The 23261-nt window shown below is 39.3% G+C and carries 22 protein-coding genes and 1 tRNA gene; 3 read left to right on the forward strand and 20 right to left on the reverse strand.

Annotated features, from left to right (window positions below):
• Positions 1-7 precede the first annotated feature (7 nt).
• The 5 genes from JKP71_RS09030 to JKP71_RS09050 form a co-directional block, all read right to left on the reverse strand.
• Positions 8-889 carry an NAD(P)-dependent oxidoreductase gene (locus JKP71_RS09030; RefSeq protein WP_200407758.1) on the reverse strand — a complete coding sequence of 294 codons (882 nt, stop codon included), beginning with the start codon at positions 887-889 and terminating at the stop codon, positions 8-10.
• Positions 890-910: 21 nt separating this feature from the next.
• Positions 911-1117 carry a hypothetical protein gene (locus JKP71_RS09035; RefSeq protein WP_200407759.1) on the reverse strand — a complete coding sequence of 69 codons (207 nt, stop codon included), beginning with the start codon at positions 1115-1117 and terminating at the stop codon, positions 911-913.
• Positions 1118-1188: 71 nt separating this feature from the next.
• Positions 1189-1271: transfer RNA gene (locus JKP71_RS09040), tRNA-Leu, on the reverse strand.
• 122 nt (positions 1272-1393) lie between these two features.
• Complete coding sequence (locus JKP71_RS09045; protein WP_200407760.1) at positions 1394-1771, reverse strand: DUF1634 domain-containing protein; 378 nt, start codon at positions 1769-1771, stop codon at positions 1394-1396.
• Complete coding sequence (locus JKP71_RS09050; RefSeq protein ID WP_075525998.1) at positions 1771-2622, reverse strand: sulfite exporter TauE/SafE family protein; 852 nt, start codon at positions 2620-2622, stop codon at positions 1771-1773. The genes JKP71_RS09045 and JKP71_RS09050 overlap by 1 nt, the downstream gene beginning before the upstream one ends.
• 173 nt (positions 2623-2795) lie before the next feature.
• Between JKP71_RS09050 and JKP71_RS09055 the strand changes: the two genes are divergently transcribed.
• Together JKP71_RS09055 and zwf are read left to right on the forward strand one after the other, a co-directional pair.
• Positions 2796-2975, forward strand: a complete 180-nt coding sequence (locus JKP71_RS09055) for a hypothetical protein (RefSeq protein ID WP_075525999.1) — start codon at positions 2796-2798, stop codon at positions 2973-2975.
• Between the two features lie 126 nt (positions 2976-3101).
• Entirely contained in the window at positions 3102-4613 is a 1512-nt protein-coding gene (gene zwf / locus JKP71_RS09060; RefSeq protein ID WP_200407761.1) for a glucose-6-phosphate dehydrogenase, read from the forward strand.
• A 191-nt stretch (positions 4614-4804) separates the two neighbouring features.
• Here the strand turns inward: zwf and JKP71_RS09065 are convergent, their stop codons facing one another.
• The 9 genes from JKP71_RS09065 to mreC form a co-directional block, all read right to left on the reverse strand.
• A complete protein-coding gene (locus JKP71_RS09065) occupies positions 4805-5332 on the reverse strand; it encodes a YqeG family HAD IIIA-type phosphatase (RefSeq protein WP_075526001.1) in 528 nt (175 codons plus the stop codon).
• A 150-nt stretch (positions 5333-5482) separates the two neighbouring features.
• A complete protein-coding gene (dnaJ, locus tag JKP71_RS09070) occupies positions 5483-6619 on the reverse strand; it encodes a molecular chaperone DnaJ (RefSeq protein WP_075526002.1) in 1137 nt (378 codons plus the stop codon).
• A 110-nt stretch (positions 6620-6729) separates the two neighbouring features.
• On the reverse strand, positions 6730-7482 hold the full coding sequence (locus JKP71_RS09075) for a C39 family peptidase (protein WP_075526003.1): 753 nt from the start codon (positions 7480-7482) through the stop codon (positions 6730-6732).
• Positions 7472-8194 carry an amino acid racemase gene (locus JKP71_RS09080; protein ID WP_075526004.1) on the reverse strand — a complete coding sequence of 241 codons (723 nt, stop codon included), beginning with the start codon at positions 8192-8194 and terminating at the stop codon, positions 7472-7474. Before JKP71_RS09080 ends, JKP71_RS09075 begins: the two co-directional genes overlap by 11 nt.
• Before the next feature lie 44 nt (positions 8195-8238).
• Positions 8239-9465: a carboxylate--amine ligase gene (locus JKP71_RS09085; protein WP_200407762.1), complete on the reverse strand. Its 1227-nt coding sequence runs from the start codon at positions 9463-9465 to the stop codon at positions 8239-8241.
• 11 nt (positions 9466-9476) lie between these two features.
• The gene (gene asnB / locus JKP71_RS09090; RefSeq protein ID WP_200407763.1) at positions 9477-11354 is read right to left on the reverse strand and encodes an asparagine synthase (glutamine-hydrolyzing); all 1878 of its coding nucleotides are present in this window, start codon (positions 11352-11354) and stop codon (positions 9477-9479) included.
• A gap of 120 nt (positions 11355-11474) precedes the next feature.
• Positions 11475-12887, reverse strand: a complete 1413-nt coding sequence (locus tag JKP71_RS09095) for a CHAP domain-containing protein (RefSeq protein ID WP_200407764.1) — start codon at positions 12885-12887, stop codon at positions 11475-11477.
• Positions 12888-12990: 103 nt separating this feature from the next.
• Complete coding sequence (mreD, locus tag JKP71_RS09100; RefSeq protein ID WP_200407765.1) at positions 12991-13518, reverse strand: rod shape-determining protein MreD; 528 nt, start codon at positions 13516-13518, stop codon at positions 12991-12993.
• Positions 13518-14378, reverse strand: a complete 861-nt coding sequence (gene mreC / locus JKP71_RS09105; RefSeq protein WP_075526009.1) for a rod shape-determining protein MreC — start codon at positions 14376-14378, stop codon at positions 13518-13520. Before mreC ends, mreD begins: the two co-directional genes overlap by 1 nt.
• Positions 14379-14642: 264 nt before the next feature.
• On the opposite strand from mreC, the gene JKP71_RS09110 reads away from it, so the two are divergent.
• Positions 14643-15098, forward strand: coding sequence for an NUDIX hydrolase (locus JKP71_RS09110; RefSeq protein WP_075526010.1), 456 nt, complete (start codon positions 14643-14645; stop codon positions 15096-15098).
• Positions 15099-15146: 48 nt separating this feature from the next.
• Here the strand turns inward: JKP71_RS09110 and rpiA are convergent, their stop codons facing one another.
• The 6 genes from rpiA to JKP71_RS09140 form a co-directional block, all read right to left on the reverse strand.
• Complete coding sequence (gene rpiA / locus JKP71_RS09115) at positions 15147-15821, reverse strand: ribose-5-phosphate isomerase RpiA (RefSeq protein ID WP_200407766.1); 675 nt, start codon at positions 15819-15821, stop codon at positions 15147-15149.
• Positions 15822-15897: 76 nt separating this feature from the next.
• Complete coding sequence (locus tag JKP71_RS09120; protein WP_082272344.1) at positions 15898-16584, reverse strand: Crp/Fnr family transcriptional regulator; 687 nt, start codon at positions 16582-16584, stop codon at positions 15898-15900.
• Positions 16585-16673: 89 nt separating this feature from the next.
• A complete protein-coding gene (locus JKP71_RS09125; RefSeq protein WP_075526012.1) occupies positions 16674-17894 on the reverse strand; it encodes an MFS transporter in 1221 nt (406 codons plus the stop codon).
• Positions 17895-17950: 56 nt separating this feature from the next.
• The gene (locus JKP71_RS09130) at positions 17951-18388 is read right to left on the reverse strand and encodes a universal stress protein (protein ID WP_075526013.1); all 438 of its coding nucleotides are present in this window, start codon (positions 18386-18388) and stop codon (positions 17951-17953) included.
• A gap of 57 nt (positions 18389-18445) precedes the next feature.
• Positions 18446-18649, reverse strand: coding sequence for a hypothetical protein (locus tag JKP71_RS09135; RefSeq protein ID WP_075526014.1), 204 nt, complete (start codon positions 18647-18649; stop codon positions 18446-18448).
• Between the two features lie 212 nt (positions 18650-18861).
• Positions 18862-23172, reverse strand: a complete 4311-nt coding sequence (locus JKP71_RS09140) for a 2-hydroxyacyl-CoA dehydratase (RefSeq protein ID WP_200407767.1) — start codon at positions 23170-23172, stop codon at positions 18862-18864.
• Between the last annotated feature and the right edge of the window lie 89 nt (positions 23173-23261).

Here is a 23261-nt window from a genome sequence, read left to right on the forward strand (position 1 = left end):
TTTTTGCTTATTTTGGAAGATGTCCTTGATCCCACCACAGTTTAATCAAAGCTTGCGTTCCATCATTTTCAAAGCCTTTGTCAGCGAGCTGATCGTAAAGCTTCTTAGCTTGAGCAGTGGCTGGAAGCTCCAGCCCCATCTTTTGCGCTTCAGCAAGGGCAATTCCTAAATCTTTGATGAAATGTTTAACAAAAAATCCTGCACTGTAGTCTTCGCGTAAAATGCGCGGTGCATAATTGGCAAGTGACCATGTGGCACCAGAACCGCCACCGACTGTTGTTAATACTTTTTCCAAGTCTAGTCCTGCTTTTTGAGCATAGACAAGTAGCTCTGTCATCCCCGTCATTGTTCCTGCAATACAAATTTGATTAGCCATTTTAGTGTGCTGACCACTCCCCGCGGGACCTTGGAGCGTAATGGTTTTCCCCATTGCTTCAAACAGCGGATAAGCCTTATCATAAGTAGTCTCATCTCCACCCACCATAATGGTTAAAGTAGCTTTTTTAGCTCCTAAATCTCCACCAGAAACAGGCGCATCAAGCGCACTTGCCTCTTTTTTAGCAGCTTCTGTGTAAATTTCTTTAGCCAAAGTAGGTTCAGTCGTAGTCATATCAATCAGCACCTTACCCGAAAGCTCATTTTGAAAAATGCCCTCCGTCCCAAAGTAAACTTCTCGTACATCCTTCGGATATCCTACAATTGTAATCACGAAATCAGCTTTTTCAGCTGCCAATTTTGGACTTCGTGCATAGCTCGCTCCACGTGCTACTAAGTCATCTGTTTTCGATTTTGTCCGGTTATAGACAATTAAGTCATGACCAGCATCCATCAGATGCCCTGCCATTGCAGCTCCCATCACGCCTGTACCTATAAATGCGATTTTTGCCATATCTGTTCCTTCTTTCCTCGCTTAATTTTGAATATCACGTCGTTTTCTTGATTTAGGACCCCGCAATCGTTTAATTTTTCGATTGCGGTAATCCTCAAGCTGATACGTTTTTAATAATTTTTCAATCGCCCCACGGGACTGACCAGTCATGGCTCCTATACTCGATAAGGAACGCAGTGGCTGCTCATCAATGAGGGCTTGCAATGCTTCTTTCGTTAGTCTTTGCAAACTTTTATATCCCTTCTTATTTTATACAAAAAACAGTTGGCACCCAGCCAACCGTCCCTTTGTGTTTTTGATGGGGAAGAAGGGATTTGAACCCTCACGCTCTTTCGAGCACATGCACCTGAAGCATGCGTGTCTGCCATTCCACCACTTCCCCAATATTTTATATGATAACAGTTTCATTATAAAAATGCAAGCTTGAGATTGGCCTATGCCCTAAGGCAAAAGCCCTAAAAATAAAAAAGAAACACCCCATCTAAAGAGGTGTTTCTTTTTTATTTAGGCTCCACCGTGACCAATAATCATGGCAACTAATAAAATAACCAGAACTAAGGTCGTGATTGCTACATACAGTTTATCCCCTTCTCTTGCAAAAGAAAAGATGGAGGCCACGACACGCAAAACTGGAGTTAAAATCAATAAAAATAAACCCGTCATTAACCACGCCAAAGCTTTAAAACCGACCAAGCCAGATAAGATAGCGTCAAAGCGCACAGGCCACACGCCCGTTGCATACCCGGAATGTCCCGTCAATACAAACATGAGAATTCCGACAATAATTACCGCAGAGCTCACAAATACACCCGCTCGCAGTATTTTACCGATGTTGCGCTCAATTTTCAAGAGTTCTTCTTTAGTCATTTCTTCATTTTTCATCAGAAAGTTACCCCCAATCCTTTAAGCAACATTTGTAACGCCATAATTAAAATGACAGGAATAAAGATGATACGAATCGTTTTCGCAGGTAATTTGGGCATAATTTTAGAACCTAATGCGGCTCCTCCGACGATACCAATGGCGAGTGGACCTGCTAAAGTAGGATCCACATAACCATTAAAGAAATAAACCGTCGCAGAAGCTGCAGCTGTTACCCCTATCATCAAATTTGACGTTGCCGTGGAAGCTTTTAGAGGCATTTTCATCATGGAATCCATCGCCATGACCTTAAATACACCCGAACCGATTCCTAGTAAACCAGAAGCCACCCCAGCGCCTAGCATAACACCAGCACCTGCTGGAACTTTTTCTACTTGATAAGGCACTTCCTTACCAAGCTGTTTATCATAATAGCTGGAATTTAATTTCAATTTTTCAGCCACTTTATCTGCTTGCGCATTTTGAAGGACTTCTTCACCTTTATGCAATTTCTTCCACATATTATAACCTTGAAAGACTAAAAGGCATCCAAAGAGGATATTCAAGATGGTTGCATCAAAGAAGCCTGCTAAGATAGCTCCCACAAGCCCACCAATAGTGGTAAAAATTTCTAAGAACATGGCGGCGCGCACATTGATCATATCATCTTTCAGATAAGAAATGGCCGCCCCCGAACTTGTTGCAATGACTGCTACGATACTTGCACCAATTGCATATTTTATATCAACTCCAAAAAAAGTTGTAATAATCGGTGTGATAATGATCCCACCGCCTAACCCTAAAATAGAGCCAAAAACTCCTGCCACGAAGCCTAAAAGCAACATGCAGAGTGTAAAAGCTAATAAAGACATATTTTCTCCAATCTTTCTCTATTTTATCAAAAACTTCTCAAAGCTGCACTTCAACTGACAGCTCCATCAGTAAGTCAAAATCTTTTGCTCATTTTTCACCCTTGTTTTATGATATAATTTTAAATAAGATTAGTGTTTCACAAAGCAGTGTGAAACCCCTTTGGGAGGTTGAAATGAACAGAAAAGAATTAGAGCAGCGCCTGCGCCAAGAGCTCGCGCTTCCATATTACAATGCTAAAATTGCTGAGCGAGACTACAGTGAGTCTGAATTTCAAGAAATGAAAGCTCAACTTCAGGCAGATATTGAACAATACGCGCGGGATTACGTCAATGAAAGTAATGCCAATGGCTAAAAAGTTTACTGACCAGCTTGTCAGTGACCTTTTGCAATCCCCCCCTTTCTGTAAGTGACCGATGTTCTTACAGTTTGCTTTAATAAACCCCTAATTTCATAAGGAATATAGAAACAGGAAATCGTTATGACTGAACAAAAACAAGCTCTTTTCACTATTTTTGGTGCTACTGGTGATCTTGCAAAACGCAAGCTCTACCCTTCACTTTTTCGTCTCTTTAAAAAAGGAGAACTTGCCGATAACTTTGCCGTAATTGGTACGGCAAGACGCCCTTGGACGGACGAGTACTATCGCGGTGTAGTTTTAGATTCGATCAAAGACCTCATGCGTTCAAAAACTGAGGCTGAAGCCTTTGCCGCTCATTTCTACTACCAAAGCCATGATGTCGGTGATAGTTCTCATTATGTTAACTTAAAAGAGCTCGGTGAAAAATTACGTCACACCTACAAAACAGCGGGCAATCAAGTCTTTTTCTTGGCCATGGCTCCTCAATTTTTTGGAACCATCGCTGAACATCTTAAATCTGAACATATATTAACTGGCGAAGGTTTTGAACGGATTGTCATTGAAAAACCTTTTGGAACAAGTTATGATACTGCAAAAGCGCTCAACGACAGTCTCTCTAAAGTCTTTACAGAAGAACAAATTTTCCGTATCGATCACTATCTAGGAAAAGAAATGATTCAAGCGGTCTCTGCTGTTCGTTTTGCCAATCCAATTTTTGAATCTGTCTGGAACAATGAACATATTGATAATGTTCAAATCACTTTCGCTGAATTTATCGGTGTCGAAGACCGCGGAGGCTATTATGAAACCTCAGGGGCTTTGAAAGATATGATCCAAAACCACGTCTTACAAGTCCTCAGCCTCATCGCCATGGAACGTCCTGCAAAATTTGATGAATCACATATTGTTGAAGAAAAGGTCAAAGCCCTCAAGGCCATGCGCCAGTATACAGCAGAGGAAGCCTTAGAAAACTTCGTTCGCGGACAATATAGCGCTGGTTATTTCGATGGAGAAACCTATCGTGGCTACCGCCAAGAAGATTCCGTCGCACCCGATAGTCAGACCGAAACCTTTGCTGCTGGGAAGTTTGTGATTGACAATGAACGATGGGCTGGCGTACCTTTCTATGTCCGCTCAGGTAAGCGGATGACTGAAAAAGGAACGCGGATTAACATTGTCTTTAAGAAAGATCCCGACAATCTTTTTGCAGGTAACTGCGATGATGAGCAAAGCCCAAATATCTTGACTATTTACATCCAGCCCACAGAAGGCTTCTCCCTTTCAGTGAATGGTAAAGCTGCAGGACAAGGGTTCCATCTTGAACCTTTCCGCTTGAATTTCAGACATGACAGCGAATTTCTCGGCAATTCTCCCGAAGCCTACGAAAAACTCTTCTTAGATGTTCTCAACGGGGATGGCACGAACTTCTCACATTGGGAAGAAGCGGCTCGTGCGTGGGAATTGATTGACGTCATTCGACAAGCATGGGATAATCAAACGAGTGAGATTCCAACTTACCCAGCTCGCACAATGGGACCAGCCAATGCTTTTGAGCTTCTTGCTAAAGATGGAAGAGAATGGGCTTGGCAGCCTGATCTCTGGTATCGAGAACGCGGTTATTACGAAAAATAAAAAATAATTTTAAAACCCGCCAAAAGGCAGGGTTTTTTATTTCTCCACAAAGTTTTACACAGTTTTCCACAACTTTGTGGAAAGACTTCACAATTCTGTGGAAAACTTTCCACTTTATCCTTACTAATTACCTCTATTATGAGAATATACCTGTGGATTTTATTTTCCACAATAAAAAACTTTCGATTTTTCTAAAGGCTAGTTTTCCACTCAGGTTGTCCATAACGCTCGATCAATTTCTTCCACATCCGACGTTCCCGCCAACGATTTACTTTAGTGCTCCAAGCATCCGATTCGACTAAGGGGCGTACCAAAATACTCCTTATCCCCGCGCGGTGAGCGGCTCGAATATCGGTCATCAATTGGTCTCCAACCATGACGACATGCTCTGGCTTTTCGCCTGAACGCTTCAAAGCTTTTTTTATTCCCCAAGAAAAAGGCTTGAGCGCTCTCCAAATATAATCCACACCAAATTTTTCAACAGCTCGCGCCACACGAGTTCGCTTATTATTAGAAACTACAATAACACGAATACCGTTTACACGCATTTCTGAAAGCCAGACCAAAAGTTCTGGCGTTCCGTCGGGATTATCCCAAGCAATCAATGTGTTATCTAAATCAACGAGGACCACTCGGATTCCTAGCTCTTTTAAGCGCTCCGGTTCCAATTGGTAAACAGCTTCCACTAAAAAGTCAGGCTTATAATTATCAATTTTCATGCCCTTATTATACCAAAAACTCACCAAAAAACCTTTATTATTCCCCAGAAGTTACTGACAGGCCTGTCAGTAACTTCTCACTTGACTACATTCAAAAACCTACTAACCACTTTTTCAATATACAAAAAAAGACCTTTTTGAGGCCTTTTTTTATTTAAATTTATCAAAGAAACCTTTTTTCCCTGAGCCTGAAACTTCAATCCCACTCGCTTTAGCAAAAGCTTGTAAGGCTTCTTTTTGAGCATTGTTGAGATTTTTGGGTGTGACGATATCAATAATAACATACTGATCACCATTTCCAGAACCGCGCAATTTAGGAGCACCTTTCCCTTTCAAGCGGAAATTAGCACCCGTTTGAGTCCCTGCAGGAATCTTCAACTTCACATTTCCGTGCACAGTAGGAACTTCAACTTCATCACCTAAAGCTGCCTGAACAAAGTTCATTGGCATCTTGTAGTAGATTTCTGAGCCATCACGTTCAAATTTATCTGAGGCTTCTACTTGGAAAACCACATACAAATCACCATAAGGACCCCCGTTTACACCGGCATCACCTTGTCCTTGTAAACGCATCTTTTGACCCGTTTCGACACCAGCAGGCACAGTTACTTTAACAGTGTGTGCTACTTTTTCGTGTCCAGAACCATGACAAGTGGTACATTTTTCTTTAATCTCTTTACCTGTACCATGACAGACATCACAAGTCGTTTGAGTTTGCATCCGACCCAAGGGTGTATCACGTACCACATTGATTTGTCCACGCCCGCCACACTTATGACAAGTTTCGGGATGAGTACCTGCTTTAGCTCCTGAACCACCACAGGTGTGGCAAAGCTCTTCACGGTTATACTTAACTTGCTTTTCCACACCAAAGATCGCCTCTTCGAATTTTAAGTTAATCCGATATTGCAAATCATCACCTTGACGTGGGGCGTTAGGATTAACTTGTCCACCCCCGCCGCCAAAGAAGCTAGAGAAAATATCTTCAAATCCACCAAATCCGCCTGAACTTCCGAAGCCAGAAAATCCACCTGAGCCGCCAAAGCCGCCACCGCCGAAGCCGCCGTTGGCTCCAGCTTCACCATATTGGTCATAAGCGGCACGTTTTTGCTCATCTGATAATGTTTCGTAAGCCTCTTGAACTTCTTTGTATTTTTCCTCAGCACCCGGTTCTTTATTTAAATCAGGGTGATATTTTTTTGACATTTTGCGATATGCTTTTTTTATTTCGTCTTGACTAGCATTTTTATCTACTCCTAGACGTTCATAATATTCAGTATTATTCATCTCTAAACGACACACTTCCTTTCCTTGATCCATTTTTCAATAGCACTATTTTACCATGTTTTTTGACTTTTGGCAAAAAAATTAGCACTCTTTTTACTAGAGTGCTAATTTCACTTCAAAAATTCTATAGCAAATTGATTTGTCCCTGTATAGATAGAAGCTACTGTAGCTTCAGACAGCCAATATTTTCCTTTAATCGGATCATTCACATGGAATTCACCTTTACTAGCATCATAGCCATCTAAGAGTACAGCATGTGTATTTGTCACTACCCGATGGCCATAGTAGTTAGTATAAGTAATATTTGGTGTGGCAAAATCAATCGTAACCCACATTTCGACGAGATGTTCTTTCAGCACTGCTGCCTTAATCTCATCCATACTTTTTCCCGATAAATCGATAACCGATACACCATTTTGCTGTGCAAAAGCCATTAAAGCTGTAGGCCAAATCGTAGGAAAACCACCATCTGGAATCTCGTTATCGGGAGTCCACGGATTACCAGCATAACCACTGTTAGGATCTCCCCCCCAACCTACTAGAGTTAACTCATCAATCAAGTCCTCAGCTGATTTCCCATGTGTTTGACCCAAATAAACTAAAGCATTATAAAGCGAAACAGTCTCACAACCTTGATAGGCTCCGATTTTTATTTGATTGACATCCCCAGTATCCATCAATACATAATCTTCTCGACCTTTGCTATCTGACTTTGAAGTTATTTTAGAAGCGGGTGTAACGGAAGTCTCATCTTTTTGAAAATGGTGAACAACCGCCCAGACTAAGAAGCACAGAACAGAGATAACAAAAAGGGCAAAAAGGAGATTTTTCTTTTTCAGACGTCTTTTCTTTTTATTTATCATCTTCTAAATCTTTTTTTCCCATCATCACTAAAGTTCGATGTATTGTTTCGGCCTGTGCATCAATGATATTGAACTCTTTAGTCAAATCATAAGCGTCATAAAGTACAGAGAGTTCCGTACAACCTAAAATCGTTACTTCACAATCCATCTCAGAAGCAACATCAGATAAAATTTCATGATAGAGCTCAAAATTGAGATTTTTATTCTCTTTAACTTCTTGGTAAATCAATCGATTAACTTTTTCTTGGAGTACATCACTTGGACTAACTGCCTCATAACCATGTGCTTTTAACTCTTCACGGTAAACCCCTGTCAGAATTGTCCCTTCAGTAGCCAGCACAGCTACTCTTTTCGCCTCAGGATAATGAGTTGCTATAGCTTCGACAGCTATCCTTGGCATATGGAGAATAGGAATTTCGGTTGCCTTTTCAAGCTCCGAAAAATAATAGTGAGCCGTATTACAAGGAATGACAAAAAACTTTGGAGCTAAACGACTTTGCAATTTGATATCATCAATCAGTTTCAATTCTGGATTTTCTAAAGAGGAATCTTTAATATAAGCTGTCCGGTCAGGAATCGTAGCATGATTGACAACAATATAATTCAAATAATCCTGATCGCGATGGGCTTCGGTCCGTTGGTTCAGTGTATGAATAAAACTCTCTGTCGCTAGAGTTCCCATTCCACCCAAGATTGTAAAGAAGTTTTCCATTGTCTCCCCCTGTCCTTCTTAGTGTTATTCTTTTATGTTAAACATTATTTTCGGAAGTAAGTTTTAAAGGCCCCAATATACCGATGAAAAGCATATTTCATCAAAAGATACCGTTTTGGTGATTTATCTTTTGAATAGAACAAGGTCGTCCCATAATTTCCTGATTGGATATAATTTTGGATTTCATCTTTAAAAGTTGGATTAACATATTGGAGCAAGACTTTTTTCGGTACCCCCAACCACAACTTAGAACCCTTTCCGTAAACAGTCTTGGTAAAAGGTTGATCAAAAACTCGATCTTCCACTAGATATTGTGCTAAATTATAGCCATTTAAGGTCACGTAAAACGAACTCCGTCCTTGACGCAAATTAATTTCAAAGAGACGGTAAGACCCGTCTCGAGGGTCATATTTCATATCAAAATTGGCAAAACCAGTATAACCTATCTTTTCCAAAAAATCTTGAATTTGTTGATAAACTGCTTCATTATAATCTGGTAATATCCCAACATAGTTACCAATTGCCTTAGGACTTGGATCCTCCAATAAAGGGTGTCCTAAACACATCATTCGAACTTTATGATTCTTATCGACATATGCATTGAGAACACGCATATTTTCGTCACCACCAGGAATGAAATCCTGAATGATCATTTCATCAGGATAACCCGCTTCGTAACAACGATGAAGCATAAGTTTCATCTCTTCACTATCCTTGATGGTGAAAGCTTTCTTTTGCCCTTCAAAATGAACTTCTAAATAGGAGATAGAATTTCCTGGTTTTAGAATCATTGGATAAGGGAAAGTCAAAGCATCTACCAGTCCATCAATATCGGACTCTGGCGTAACGAGGACCGTTTTGGGATAAGGTAAACCATACTGCTCACAAATGTTATAAAAATCAGGTTTATTTTCTAATTGTTGATAGAGCGAATAGTCAATATAAGGAACTTCGAAAAACTTAGACAGTTCTTGCCGATGTTTAGAAGCTAATAAAGCATAACCATCCCCACAAGCCACCAATAGATATTTTTTGTGATCTGAGTGATGTTGCTCAGCAAAATTCCTGAGGACTTCAAGGAACGTTTCCTCATGATCAAAGTTGGGATGACTTCTGACCTCTACAATTTTTGAATATTTAGTGGGTGCTAATTCAGACGCACTTAGCGCAATGGAGGTTATTCCAAAAGCCTCATGGAACGAGCGCGCCATCCCATAAACATTAATATCCGATCCTAAAAGAATCGGTTGAAACTCAATAGCATTCGACACAATAAACTCCTCTAAAAATTAACCACTGCAGGTTTTTCACCATTATGAATAAAGTAAACATCATACCAAGTTAAGAATGAATAAACCGTCCAAAGTTTACGACGCGCATCATTTTTACCAGCAAAATTATCATCCAGCATCTTTAAGAGTTGTTCTTGATCAAAAAACTCTGCTACAAATTCTTGTTCAAAAAGTTGACGGACCACTTTATAGTATTTTTCTTCTCTTAACCAATCTTTAATTGGTACAGGGAATCCGAGTTTTTTACGATTTGACCACTCTTCTGGTAGATGACGACGCGCAGCTTGACGAAAGGCATATTTAGTATTGTTTTCATTCAAAAGATATTTTGAAGGAATTTGCTCTGCCGTATGCATCAACTCAATATCTAATAACGGAACACGCAACTCAAGGGAGTGAGCCATAGCCATTTTGTCTGCTTTAAGCAGGATATCACCAGGCATCCATTGATGCATATCCAAATACTGCATCTTGCGTAATTCAGAACCTTCAGGTGCCTTTTTGTAGGTTTTACCAACAATTTCTTTCACTGAAGGCGCAGCTTTAAAATCATCTTTTAGAAGTTCAACGGATTCTGATTCATCAAATACTTTGGCTTGACCGATAAAAAAGTCTTCTGCTGGCGCAAGTGAACGATAAAGATGTGTTTGTCCTTTAAAGTGTTTGTTCTTGATGCCACGAGCGATCGAAAAGCGCATTGATTTTGGTAGTTTTTTCAAGCCTTGTGCCACAACGCGTACAGCTTTCGAGTTTGTATTGAAGCCATAAGCCTCATAACCAGCAAAAAGTTCATCAGCCCCCTCACCGGACATGACAACACGTACGTCACGGGCTGCAAGCTCTGCCAAGAAGAACAACGGTACGCAAGAAGGATTTGAATCCGGTTCATCCAAATAATATTGGATTTGAGGGAAATGTTTAAAAGCTTCATCTCCATGAATTTCACGAGAAGTATTGTTCAAGCCAATCATGTCGGTCAACTGTTTAGCTTGTTTAGATTCATTAAAAGTCCCTTGCCCAAAACCAATCGAGTAAGTATGTTCAGGACGTAATGTAGAAGCTACATAACTTGAATCTACCCCGCTGGACACAAATGCCCCGACTTCGACATCAGCAAATTTATGCGCTTCAACAGAATCTAGAACAGTCTTATCAATCAAATCAATAGATTCATCTAAACTAATATTTTTTTCATCTACTTTCATGTCCCAATACGGTTGAATATCCAAAACTCCCTCTTTATAGGTGAAGTAATGCCCCTCTTTAATCCGGTAAACACCTTTAAAAAAGGTTTCATCAAGCGCTGAATATTGGAAGGTCATATAAGGCTTGAGCGCTTCCTTGTTCAATTCTTTTTTGAAATTAGGATGTTTCAAGAAGCTCTTTATTTCAGAACCGTACATAAAAGTACCATTCATTTGGGCATAATAAAGTGGTTTGATACCAAAATGATCACGGGCACCAAATAATTCTTGTTTTTCTCTATCCCAAATGACAAAAGCAAACATCCCACGCAATTTTTGAAGTAACTCTACGCCATATTCTTCATAACCGTGCAAAAGCACTTCCGTATCTGCATGCGTTGAAAAATCGTGTCCCTTAGCTAAGAGATCTTCACGCAACTCGCGGTAATTATAAATTTCACCATTAAAGGTTATTAATTTAGTTTTATCTTCATTAAAGATGGGTTGGTCCCCACCCTCTAGGTCAATAATACTTAGGCGTCGGAAACCTATCGCCGCGCCTTCATCAATAAATTCACCAGAACTACTAGGTCCTCGGTGGACAATCGTATTCATCATTTCTTCCAAAGTTTTTGCTTTATTTCCTTGATCCATATGATCAATAAAGCCAACAATTCCACACATTGATCTCTATCCCCTTATAAAATTTTCCCTTTTATTATACCATAATAATAAAAAATGATTTGACAGAAGGAAAATCATCCCCCCTATCAAATCACTTTTCTTATCTTTAAAAATTTTAGACTAATTTGGCATCAAGAAGGTAACACCTGCGGGACTCAAGTTTGTACGGGTATTTCCCCACCATCCGCTTGTACCACCTTCGATAACATCAAATGTACCATCGGCATGTACCGCGGTCACGATTGCTACATGGCCATAAGTCAAATCTGAATAACCATTAAAATTAGCTGTATTCCCTGAAGCTATAACTCCTTTTGCAGGGCTTACAACATGAAGGACACCCTGAGCAGGACCATTGGTAGCCCAATCTTTACCATTACCCGGCATAATGTTACGAATGTAGATACCTTGGGCAGCAAAATATTGCCATACGTAGTCTGTACATCCACCACCTGCATATGGATTAGCTATAGGGGTACTATTGATACCTGAGCTTCCACTGTTTGAGGAATTATTGCTAGAATCTGTATTTGATGAGCCTGAGTTCGATGTGCTCGAGTTCGAAGAACTTGAACTTGATGAACTGTTTGAGCTTGATGAACTAGATGGTGTGCTTGAGTTAGCAGTACTTGAACTTGATGAAGTACTTGAGCTTGATGAAGCAGTTGAAGTTGATGAACTATTTGAGCTTGAAGCTGCACTTACACTGCTTGAAGCAGGAATATTAGCTGATGTTGAAGTTTCTTTTGCTTCAGCGACTGCCTTATTGGTAGCTGCGGTAGCTGCGGCTTGAGCTTCTGCTGCTTTCTTTTGTTGCGCTTCATAAGCAGCTTGTTTTTCAGCAGCTTTCTTAGCGGCAGCTTCTGCTGCAGCTTTTTGAGCCAACAAATCAGATTTTTTATCTTGAGCAGTTGTGATGGTTGCTTGGTAATTCAAAGTAGCAACTTTAAGCTCAGCTTGTTGTGAAGTGATTTCTTTAGCTTGAGAATCTAAATCTTGAGAAAGTTTTACAAACTGATTGTAGTTTTTCTTAACATCATCAGATTTTTGCTTCACTTCTTGTTGCTCTTTCTTTTGTTGTTCCAACATTTGTTTATTGGCACTAGATACAGTAGAAATAGCTGTTACTTTTTGGATAGCGTCCGTCAATGATTTTGAGTTTACAACGGCATCCAAATAATTCGTTGCTGAATTATTCACTTGGGCACTACGTGCTTGTGCTTCCAATGCGCTTGTCCGTTCACTGATGCTTTTATTTAAAGCTTCAATTTGTTTGTTCAATGATTCAGCTTGAGCTTTAATCTGAGCAAGTTTTTCTTTTGTAGCAGATTGCTCACTCTTTAATTTATCAACTTTAGACTGCAAAGCATCAACTTGTGATTGAGCTTGAGCTTTTGCTGATTGAGCGCTTGCGATAGTAGCATCTTGTTTTGCGATATCTGAATTTGTATCAGCATAGACCCCTGATAAAGGCGCTGCAGCAGAAAGAACCACTGTAGACATTAAAATAGCCGAGATTAACTTTTTTTTCATAACTTTTCTTTTTAATTTTCCTCCCAATAGAAGTTCGGTTGAATAAACATATTATACTATTCTTAGCTTATAGGATTATTTCTTTTTTATTACAAGATAGTTTCTATCTGTATCTTTTGTGACCTTTTCTTAATCTATAAAAGAGTTCCAAAGGAAATTGCAAGGCCGCAGCAAAGATAATATTGAGGAAAAGCGTTGGTGCAAGCTGGTATACAACAAAGTTGCTAAAGTTCAACTCTGATAAACCGAAGCCAGCAGTTATTAAAGCACTGCACACCTCAAATGCGGTGATAATGATAATCAAGGTAAAAAGACGTGTCCACCGATTGGTAAAAATAGTCGTTTGTATGTTATAGACAAAAAGAGCTATGAGCGGAAACAAAAGGGTGGCGATACCATAAATTCCTAAATAGTAACTATCATAAATAGCACCTAACAAAGCGGCTAGAATGATGATATAGCTTGGTCGGTGTTGTGGTACGCTATAGAGTAGAAAAAGTAAGAATAAATGACTTACGGGAGTCCAAACTCCACCACTTAACATTGTTAGGACATGTGTGATTTGTCCATCTAGTATCAGAATGAAGAAAAGCAGGAGAGGTGAAAAAAATTGGAAAGTGAAGCGACTCATTAGTTGCCCCCAATCATGCGTTCAACCACGAAGACGAAACGAATATCATAAAGGTTACTTGCCGGTTTAACATAAATTTGACGATTTAACCCTTGCTTATCATCTTTTTCACCAATTACCGTACCAACTAAGAGGTCCCGAGGACTATCTCCTCCACCCAAACCACTGGTATAAACCTGAGTGTCTTTATCAAACTTATCTTGAGTCGTTAACTGTGTAATGATATAAGCATTTTGCTGGCTATCATAGCCGGTTAAGAGCCCATAAGAGCTCTCTTCCCCGTTGCCTAGACGGATTGGGATTTTATTTTCAATCCCTTTGGATGAGCTAAGCAATGCTACTTTAGAGCTTTCTTTGTTGACTTGTGTAACCCGTCCAATAACACCTCCATTGGCCATAACGATCATCCCCGTTTTTAGGCCGTCTTTACTACCGCTGTCAATGACTAGTGTATCATTCCAAGAGGTGGGGTTGCGGGTGATAACATTTGCTGCAACTGTCTGATAGTCGGTCAAGGTTTCTTGTAGTTTAAGGGCTTTTTTTAATTCCGTATTTTCTGACTCTAAGCCATTAAGCTTGCTTGCATCATCTTTTGATTTTGCTACTTGCGTCTTCAAACTTTCATTTTGTTTGTAAGTTTGCATCAAATCTGTAAGTTGATTGGTTTTATCTTGGACAAAACGAATTGGGGCAGCAAGCACTCGGTCAACAAAGCTTGTGCCGTCATTAATGACTTGTGTCATCGCAGAAGGTTCGCGATTTGACTTAAAATTCTTAGCTGAAATGACGATAGCTGACATAGCTGCAATAATAATAATTAAAGTAATAATGATCAGCTTACTTAAGTTAAATTTTTTCAATGTTCTGGGTTCCCTTCAGTAATCCTGCTCCAGATTTTTCACGGTTGCTCTGAAAGCTACAAAATTCTCGTAGCCTTTTGCTCAATGCAAAAGCAAACTTTCCTTATTATTCAAATTTTGAAGAATTAAGTTCAGTTGTTGTTACTCGTACCTTATTTTATCAAATTTGGCAGAAATTTGATAGAATAGTGATAAGAATTTTTTGTAAGCGGTTTTGCTATTTCTATCAATAATTTTACGTTAAGTTTTGGGGAGGTTTTAGAATTGAAAGAAATTCCAGTTTTTGGGGAAAAAGTCGAAGGAAAGAGCTATCAAGCTCGCTATGGGGTGTATGCCATTGTCACAAAAAGCGGCTCTGATATTTGCCTTGTCCAAGCTCCAAATGGTGCTTTTCTACTGCCAGGAGGAGAAATTGAACCTGGTGAAAATCATGAGCTTGCATTAAAGCGGGAGCTTTTAGAAGAGCTTGGAGCAACTGCTCGTATTGGAGCTTATCTCGGACAAGCTGATGAATATTTTTATAGCTCGCATCGCAATAAATATTTTTATAACCCAGCCTATCTGTACGAAACACAGGAGCTTCGGATAGAAGGAGCTCCACTTGAAGATTTTAATACTATTTTTTGGTGTTCACCTCAAGAGGCACTCCAAAAACTCAAACGTGGTTCGCATCGCTGGGGTGTACAAGAATGGCTAAACAAACAACAAAACACGATCTAATTGAGATCGTGTTTTATTTACTGACAGCTCTGTCAGTAAATTTTAACTTCATTTCTCGATGATGCGTACGCCATCAGTACCTGCTACAATGACTTTTTTGACCATGTTATTAAATAAGCCATGTTCTACAACACCCACTGTACAATCCAATTCATGAGCAAGTGTCGCGGGATCCTCAATCTTATCAATGTGAAGATCAATAATGTAGTGCTGCATATCTGTCACCACTTTTTCTCCGCTAGTAGACACCCGCCAAGTGGGGGCATATCCTACTTCTTTGAATTGGCGAAATAACTGCTCAGACCCATAAGGAATGACTTCAACAGGTACCTTGAAACTTCCAAGGTGGGTAGAAAGCTTCCCTTCATCTACTATCCAAATATAATCTTTTGAGTAAGTGGCTACGATTTTCTCCATTAAAAGGGCCGCCCCGCCACCTTTTATACCGTTAAGTTGATGGTCAATCTCATCTGCACCATCTACGGTCAAGTCCACATGGCTCACTTCATCGATAGACTTAAGCGGGATTCCTAAGGCTTTCGCTTGAGCACTTGTAGCATGTGATGTTGTCACACCAATTACTTTCAAGCCTTCTTCTTTAATGCGTCGCCCAAGTTCCTCTACAAAAAAAGCTGCGGTAGAACCTGTCCCTAATCCGACAATCATTCCTGATTCTACATACTCAGCCGCTTTTTTTCCCACTTCTTTCTTTAACTTTTCCATTCTTACACCTCACCAATACTTTAGTTTAATTATAACAAAAAAGCTACCTTAAGTAACCTTTTTATTATATAAACAATTAACTGATGTAATCTTCGAGGTACTGAGCATTATAAATCATGATTTTATTATCAATGACTCCAATTACTTTTTCATCTTTTAAATCATGAAGGATACGATTGACACTGTTGCGTGTTGAAATTCCACAAAAACCTGCAATATCTTCATTCGTTACTGGAAAATCGATGAGAATGCCTTCTTTTTTACGGATACCAAAATCTTCAATCAAACTGTTAAGACAGGCACATACTGCACCTTTTTTACCATTAATTGTCATTTTTTGGAGGATTTCTAAATTAAGGGCTAACCGACGTTTATAGAAATCATCTACCACCCGAAAAAGTTTTAAATCGTTTTTCACCCAACTCCAAAAATCACTGCGTGAGATTTTGTAAAAGCTAGCTTCATCAGTTTCAATTCTTACATTGAATAATGCCGAAATGCCATCGGATTGGTTTTCTTCAAGAAGAGAAACAAAATCCGGCTCAGCGACATATAAAATATTAAATTCGCGTCCGTCTCTCAAAATATTGCTAATTTTGGCGACGCCTTCTTTAAGCACATAAATATACTCAGATTCTATACCTTGGTACATAATGTAGCTGTGCTTTTTGCGTGTCACAACACTCACTCTTTTTTCTTCGAGTATGTTTATTAAATAATCAATATTTGGATTTGCCATTTCTTTCATTCTATTAAAATTCATCACTCACTAAATTACTTTTGATATTTGCTCTTCTCCCAAAGGATGATTAGCTTTATTATTATATCATCCTATGTCAAGATATACCAACCTCAAGAGCGAGTACTAACTTTTTGATTTTTTCCGTGAATAAGATAATAGATAATCCAGACAACCACAACAGCAGGAGCACTATAAAGATAAAGATTACGAAAACCAAGCATCCCTTTACCGAGCATTGGAATAATTGCCCCTAAAATAATTGGCCCGCCACCAACACCAAGGTCTAAGAAACCAAAGAAAGTTGAAGTAGCCACGCCAATCCGCTCTTTGCTAGAATCGCGAATCGCGACGGCTTGACCAAACGGAGCAACTCCTCCGTAACCAAGTCCGAAAGCTCCACCAGCAATAAGTAAGATCACAAAACCGATAGCTGGGCTAAAGAAACCAGCAATTCCGACAAGGAGCATGGCTACTGCAAAGAAAGCAAAAGTAGGGTTGAAAATCCAATTGTCACCTTTCGCATCAAAGAGTCGGCCTGTAAAGGGACGTGAGATAAAGATAAAGATTGCGTACATTGTGAAGAAAAGTGAACCCGCAAGTGGAATTTTAAGATCTGTTGAGAATGAGCCCATTCCTGTTAAAATGGCTGAGTCAATAAATCCGGCGAGAAAAGCAATGATAGAGATAGGAAGTGCTGATTTTTCGATGTAGCGTTCCACCCCTTTAGGCTCATTTGCAAGTGCAATTTCTCGTTCTTCGGGTGTAAATTCTTGCACATGAACAAAAAAGACTAAGATAAAGGTAATAACAAGTAAAGCTAAAGCAAGACCTAAAAGTGTATTAAAACCAAGAGCAGAATAAATCATGATAGATAATGCTGGTCCAACAGCAGCTGCGAGAGTTACTGACAGAGCGTAATAACCAATTCCTTCCCCGCGCCGTGCAGCAGGGACAACGTGTCCAGCAATTGTTCCTGAAGCCGTTGCTCCAATCCCAAAACCTGCACCTTGAATGATTCGAATAATAAAGAGTAGCGGAATATTTGTTGTTAAATAATAGCCAAAAGTTAAAATAAGAAAAATGAGTCCGCCAATGTAAAGCAACCGTTTCATTCCGATGCGGGTAATACTTATCCCTGTCCATACACGCCCAATCAAGGCACCAATAACAAAGACGCTAGAAAGCGAAAGGCTAATCACGGTTGATTGGTGGAGTTGTTCTAGCGCATACGTCCCGATTGAAGAGGTTAAAACGTAAAATACGATATAAAATAAAAAACTAATAAGTGTATTGATGATGAAAGTAGGGGTAAAGATACTTTCTTTTTTCATGATTCTTTCCATTTCTATGATAACGACTTGAGATCGTTTGTTTAAGTAGTAGTTGCTTATTTTCTTACAATAAGCGTGTTACATGGCGCATGGTTGACAATATAAGAGGCAACTGAACCAACGACAACCCGTTCAATATAACTAATCCCTGTTGCTCCAACAACGATCAAATCAACGTTTTCCTCTTTTGGAATTTTCGTTGACATTAATACCTTTGGAGAACCATATTGTAAGACTGTTTCAACCTTACTGACACCCGCGTCAGTAGCTTCTTGAGCAAATTGTTCGAGCAAAATTTTTGTACCTGCTTCGTGGCGTTCTTCTGCAATCGTGTCATAAGTATTGACAGCTAAAAAAGAACGTTGTTCAATTACATTTGCAAGAATCAATGCCGCATCATTGCGTTTAGCAATTCGTAAGGCTTCATCGAAGGCTTTCAATGATTCAGCTGAACCATCCATCCCGACGAGTATACGTGTGTATTTTTTTTCCATTATGTTTGTCCTTGTCTAATTCGCTAAAATAGGGCTGGCAGAGCCAGAAGCGACAAATTAACCTACAGCAGAAATGTTTCTCACTTCAAAAGCAAACTTCCCATCTTCTGTTTTAACAAAACCATGGTGATTAGAAACATATTCAATTGCTTCATCCATATTGATAAACTCTTGAATGACGCTACGGATTTCTGCATCACCCATAAAGTTTGGCATTGAGTTTTCTTCATAAGAAGAGAGTCCTTTAAATTCGAATTTCATTTTGAAATTCCTTTCTTACTATTTTTTGAGGACAACCAGTCGGTTTAATTTTTGTTAACTGATTGCTTCAACTTACCCACTTATTTTAAACAAAACCGCGCCCTTGTGCGCTAACAATTTTTGATAACATACTTTGATAACAATTTCTGATAACAATTGTTAACAAAAATGCATTAAAAAAATTACTGACAGCTTGGTCAGTAATTTTATTTTTAACGATTTACTAAATTAAGGTTTGAAGCTACTGCTGACGCTTCTGTCAGTTCCTTTTCTTGAGCTTTGACAGCCTTTTTGGCCGTTGCCATCATTAAACGAATACGATTGAGCTGATTTACAGAAGAGACCCCTGGATCATAATCAATCGGTGCTAGATTGGCTCCGGGGTACTGACGGCGGAGCTCTTTCATCATCCCTTTCCCTACGATATGGTTAGGTAAGCAACCAAAAGGTTGGAGACAGATGATATTCTTAATGTCCTTTTGGAGCAACTCAATCATTTCACCTGTAAGGAACCAGCCTTCTCCGGTATGGTTTCCAACGGAAATAACCTCTTGAGTTGAAGTGGCGATTTCATAAATAGATTCGATTGCTTCAAAACGTTTTGAAGCCTTGAGCGCCTTATTCATTGGTTTTTCCAACATATTGATGATGCCAATAAAAGTTTTAGCCATTAATTTATTTGTTTTGCTAAAACCAATTTCATCCGACTTCCAAATTTGATTGTACAAACTATAGTTCATAAAACCAATCAAATCAAGAACTACAGCTTCTCCCCCTTCTTCTTCAATGATAGAAACAATATCATTATTTGCAGTTTTACTGTATTTAACAAGGATTTCGCCCACTACCCCAACGCGCGGTTTCTTAATTTCTAGCAATTCAATCTCATCAAACTCTGCAATAATTTTTTTCATGTTGCGATTAAATTCAAAAATTGAACCAGTTTCAACATTTTTCTTCGCTTTTTCCAACCATTTAGCATGAAGAGCATTCACCGAACCGCTGACAGCTTCGTAAGGGCGCGTCCGATAAACAACACGCTCAAATAAATCTCCATAAAGGACTGCAATCATGAAACGTGTGATTAACGGTACAGTGAATTTAAAACCTTTTTCTGTTCCTTGGTTACCCATTGACAAAGAAACAACGGGTACTTGCGGGAAACCGGCATCAATTAAAGCTTTTCTAAGCAACGGAATATAATTGGTAGCACGACACCCACCACCCGTCTGCGTCATCATCACAGAAGTGTTATTGACATCATATTCTCCCGATTGCAAGGCTTCAATCAACTGACCAATAGTAATAATAGCTGGATAACAAGAATCATTGTTGACATACTTTAATCCGTTATTGACAGAGGTATTACTTTCAGGAAGTGAAACCACATTATATCCTGCTGAAGCAAAAGCCACATCGAGTAAACCTTCTTGGTGAATTGGTGACAACATCGGCAACAAAAGTGTATGCTTTTTAGCCATTTCTTTTGTGAAAGCTGGGGTTTCTTGTACTAACTCATGAACTTCTGTCGTTGCTTCAATATTATGACGCACGCGCTCTGAAACTGCTGCTTTCAGACTACGTAAACGAATACGAACAGCTCCCATGTTTGAACCTTCGTCAATTTTCAAGACGGTATAAAGCTTATTGTGTCCGCGCATGATTTCTTCTACTTGGTCTGTCGTTACAGCATCAAGGCCACAACCAAAGGAATTAAGTTGAACAAGTTCGAGATTTTTATTTTTACAAACCACATTTGCAGCTGCATAAAGGCGGCTATGGTAAACCCATTGATTGACCACACGTAGACCAGAAACTTCGGCTAAATGACTAATAGAATCCTCAGTCAAAACGTGGAAACCTTCTTGAGTGATGATGTCAGCAATTCCGTGATTGATTTCTGGATCCAAATGATAAGGGCGTCCAGCAAGAACAATGGCCTTTTCATTATTTAAATTAATTTGCATGAGCAAATCTTCAGCTTTAAGGCGCAAATCTTCTTTAAATTTATCCATTTCTTCAAAGCCATGAGTCACAGCTTCTTGCACTTCCTCAAGAGCTACTTCAATTCCTTGTTCTAGAAGCATTTTGTAAATATTTACCGCAACCCCAGCAGGATCCGCAAGATTGATAAAAGGATGGAAATAATTCACTTGTCCTTCACGAATTTCATCAATATTATTTTTAATCACTTCAGGATAAGATTGGACGATAGGACAGTTAAAATGATTTTGAGCATTTTTTTGTTCTTTTTGTTCAAATAAAACTGAGGGATAGAAAATATTTGGCACACCTTTATTAATCAATGCTTGGATATGTCCATGGGCCATTTTTGCTGGATAACATACTGTATCTGAGGGAATGGTTTCAATCCCAGTTTCAAAAAGTGCTTTATCTGACTTAGGTGAAAGGACAACCCGAAAACCAAGATCGGTTAGCAAAGTATGCCAGAGGGGATAATTTTCGTACATGTTAAGCACACGTGGAATCCCAATTTCTCCACGTGTTTGTTTTTTGCGAGAGAGGCTATGGTACTTGAAGAGTTTTTTGTACTTATAATCAACTAAGTTAACTTTTTTATCTTTCTTTGCAATTTTAACTTGAGTTGCTTTTTCTGCACCACGTTCACAACGGTTCCCTGTAACAAATTTACTGCCATCGTTAAAGACAGTCAGGGTCATCTTGCACATGTTTTCACAGAGTCCACAAACCATAAACTCTTTATGCGTTTCAAAATTCTCTAAATCTGCTAATTTGAGTAGCGTCGATTCTTCGTTCGCCACATAATGATCGAGTGAAATAAGTGCACAGCCATAAGCACCCATCAGTCCAGCTATCGAAGGTCTGACAACCTCACGCTCAGAAATTTTTTCAAAAGCACGAAGGACGGCTTCGTTATAAAAAGTTCCCCCTTGAACCACAATTTTCTTACCGAGTTCTTCTGGACGTTTTACTTTTATAACTTTATAGAGGGCATTTTTAATGACACTGTATGAAAGGCCTGCGGAAATATCTCCGACAGTTGCTCCTTCTTTTTGAACTTGTTTCACTTTTGAGTTCATAAAGACAGTACAGCGAGAACCCAGGTTTACTGGATGCTCAGCTAAAAGGGCTTTTTGGGCAAAATCTCGGACATCGTGTTTGAGAGAGTTAGCAAAAGTTTCAATGAATGAACCACAACCTGATGAACAAGCTTCATTAAGTTGAATACTTGATAAAGCACCATCACGAATTCGCATAGCTTTCATATCTTGTCCACCAATATCAAGAATGAAATCTACTCCTGGATTGAAATAATCAGCGGCCTTATAATGAGCCATTGTTTCAACTTCACCATAATCAACATGAAGTCCTGCTTTAATCAGGTGTTCTCCATAACCAGTTACTGTTGATTTTGCAATATAGACATCCGCTGGAAGTTTCGCATAGACCTCTTTTAAAACATTGATGACAGATTCAAGCGGTTCTCCATTGTTAGAACCATAATGGTCATAAAGAATATTTCCTTCCTCATCAATCAGCACAACTTTGGTTGTCGTGGACCCTGCATCAATACCAAGGAATGCAGCACCGTGGTGATTAGAGAGTTCTTTATAGTTAGCCTGTGCTTTAGCATGGCGTGTACGAAATTCTTCAAGCTCAGCTTCATTCTCAAAAAGTTTATCCATTGTATCCTGAGGAATTAAGCTTGCCGAATGATCTTCTTCTAAGCTCTTAATTAGCGTTGAAACGTCTTTTTCCGTCGTTTCTTCAGAAAGAGAGGCGCCCATTGCTACAAAAAGTTGTGGATTTTCTGGGAAAATAACTTGTTCTGGCTGCAAATTCAAAGTTTCAATAAACCGTTGGCGTAACTCGCTCATAAAATAAAGCGGTCCCCCTAAAAAAGCAACGTTTCCTTTAATTTTTCTTCCTGAGGCAAGTCCAGCAATCGTTTGATTAACAACCGCTTGAAAAATACTCGCCGCAATGTCTTCACGTCGTACTCCCTCATTAAGTAGAGGTTGAACATCTGTTTTAGCAAACACCCCACAACGTGAAGCGATCGGGTAGAGTTTTTCATAATTTTTGGCCAATTCATTGACCCCGTTGGCATCTACTTTTAATAGTGCTGCCATTTGATCAATAAAGGCACCTGTGCCGCCTGCGCAGGTCCCATTCATCCGTAACTCTTGGGTGCCATTATCAAAAAAGGTCATTTTAGCATCTTCACCACCAAGTTCAATCATCACATCAGTTTCTGGAATGAACTTTTCAATTGTCATGGCACTCGCAATGACTTCTTGAATAAAAGGAACATCGATGACTTCTGCTAAGCCCATACCGCCAGAGCCCGTAATCGCTAAGCGCAAACTAAGGTCTCCATGTTCCGCAATAAAATCTTTTAATACTTTGATGGTGGCCGTTTTGACATCAGAGAAATGACGTTCATAGCGGCTAAAAATAAGTTGATCTTGGGGATCAAATACGACTAATTTTACAGTGGTTGACCCAACATCTATGCCTGCTTTATAATTATTTTCCATTATTTTTTCCTTTATCACTTGGTTGTTCTTCACGGTTTCTTTTATCATTTTAAGAGCGAATCACTGAGTGTTTGTTTGAATTATTTTTG

This window comes from Lactococcus taiwanensis (assembly GCF_014905395.1).
Taxonomy (GTDB): Bacteria; Bacillota; Bacilli; order Lactobacillales; family Streptococcaceae; genus Lactococcus; species Lactococcus taiwanensis.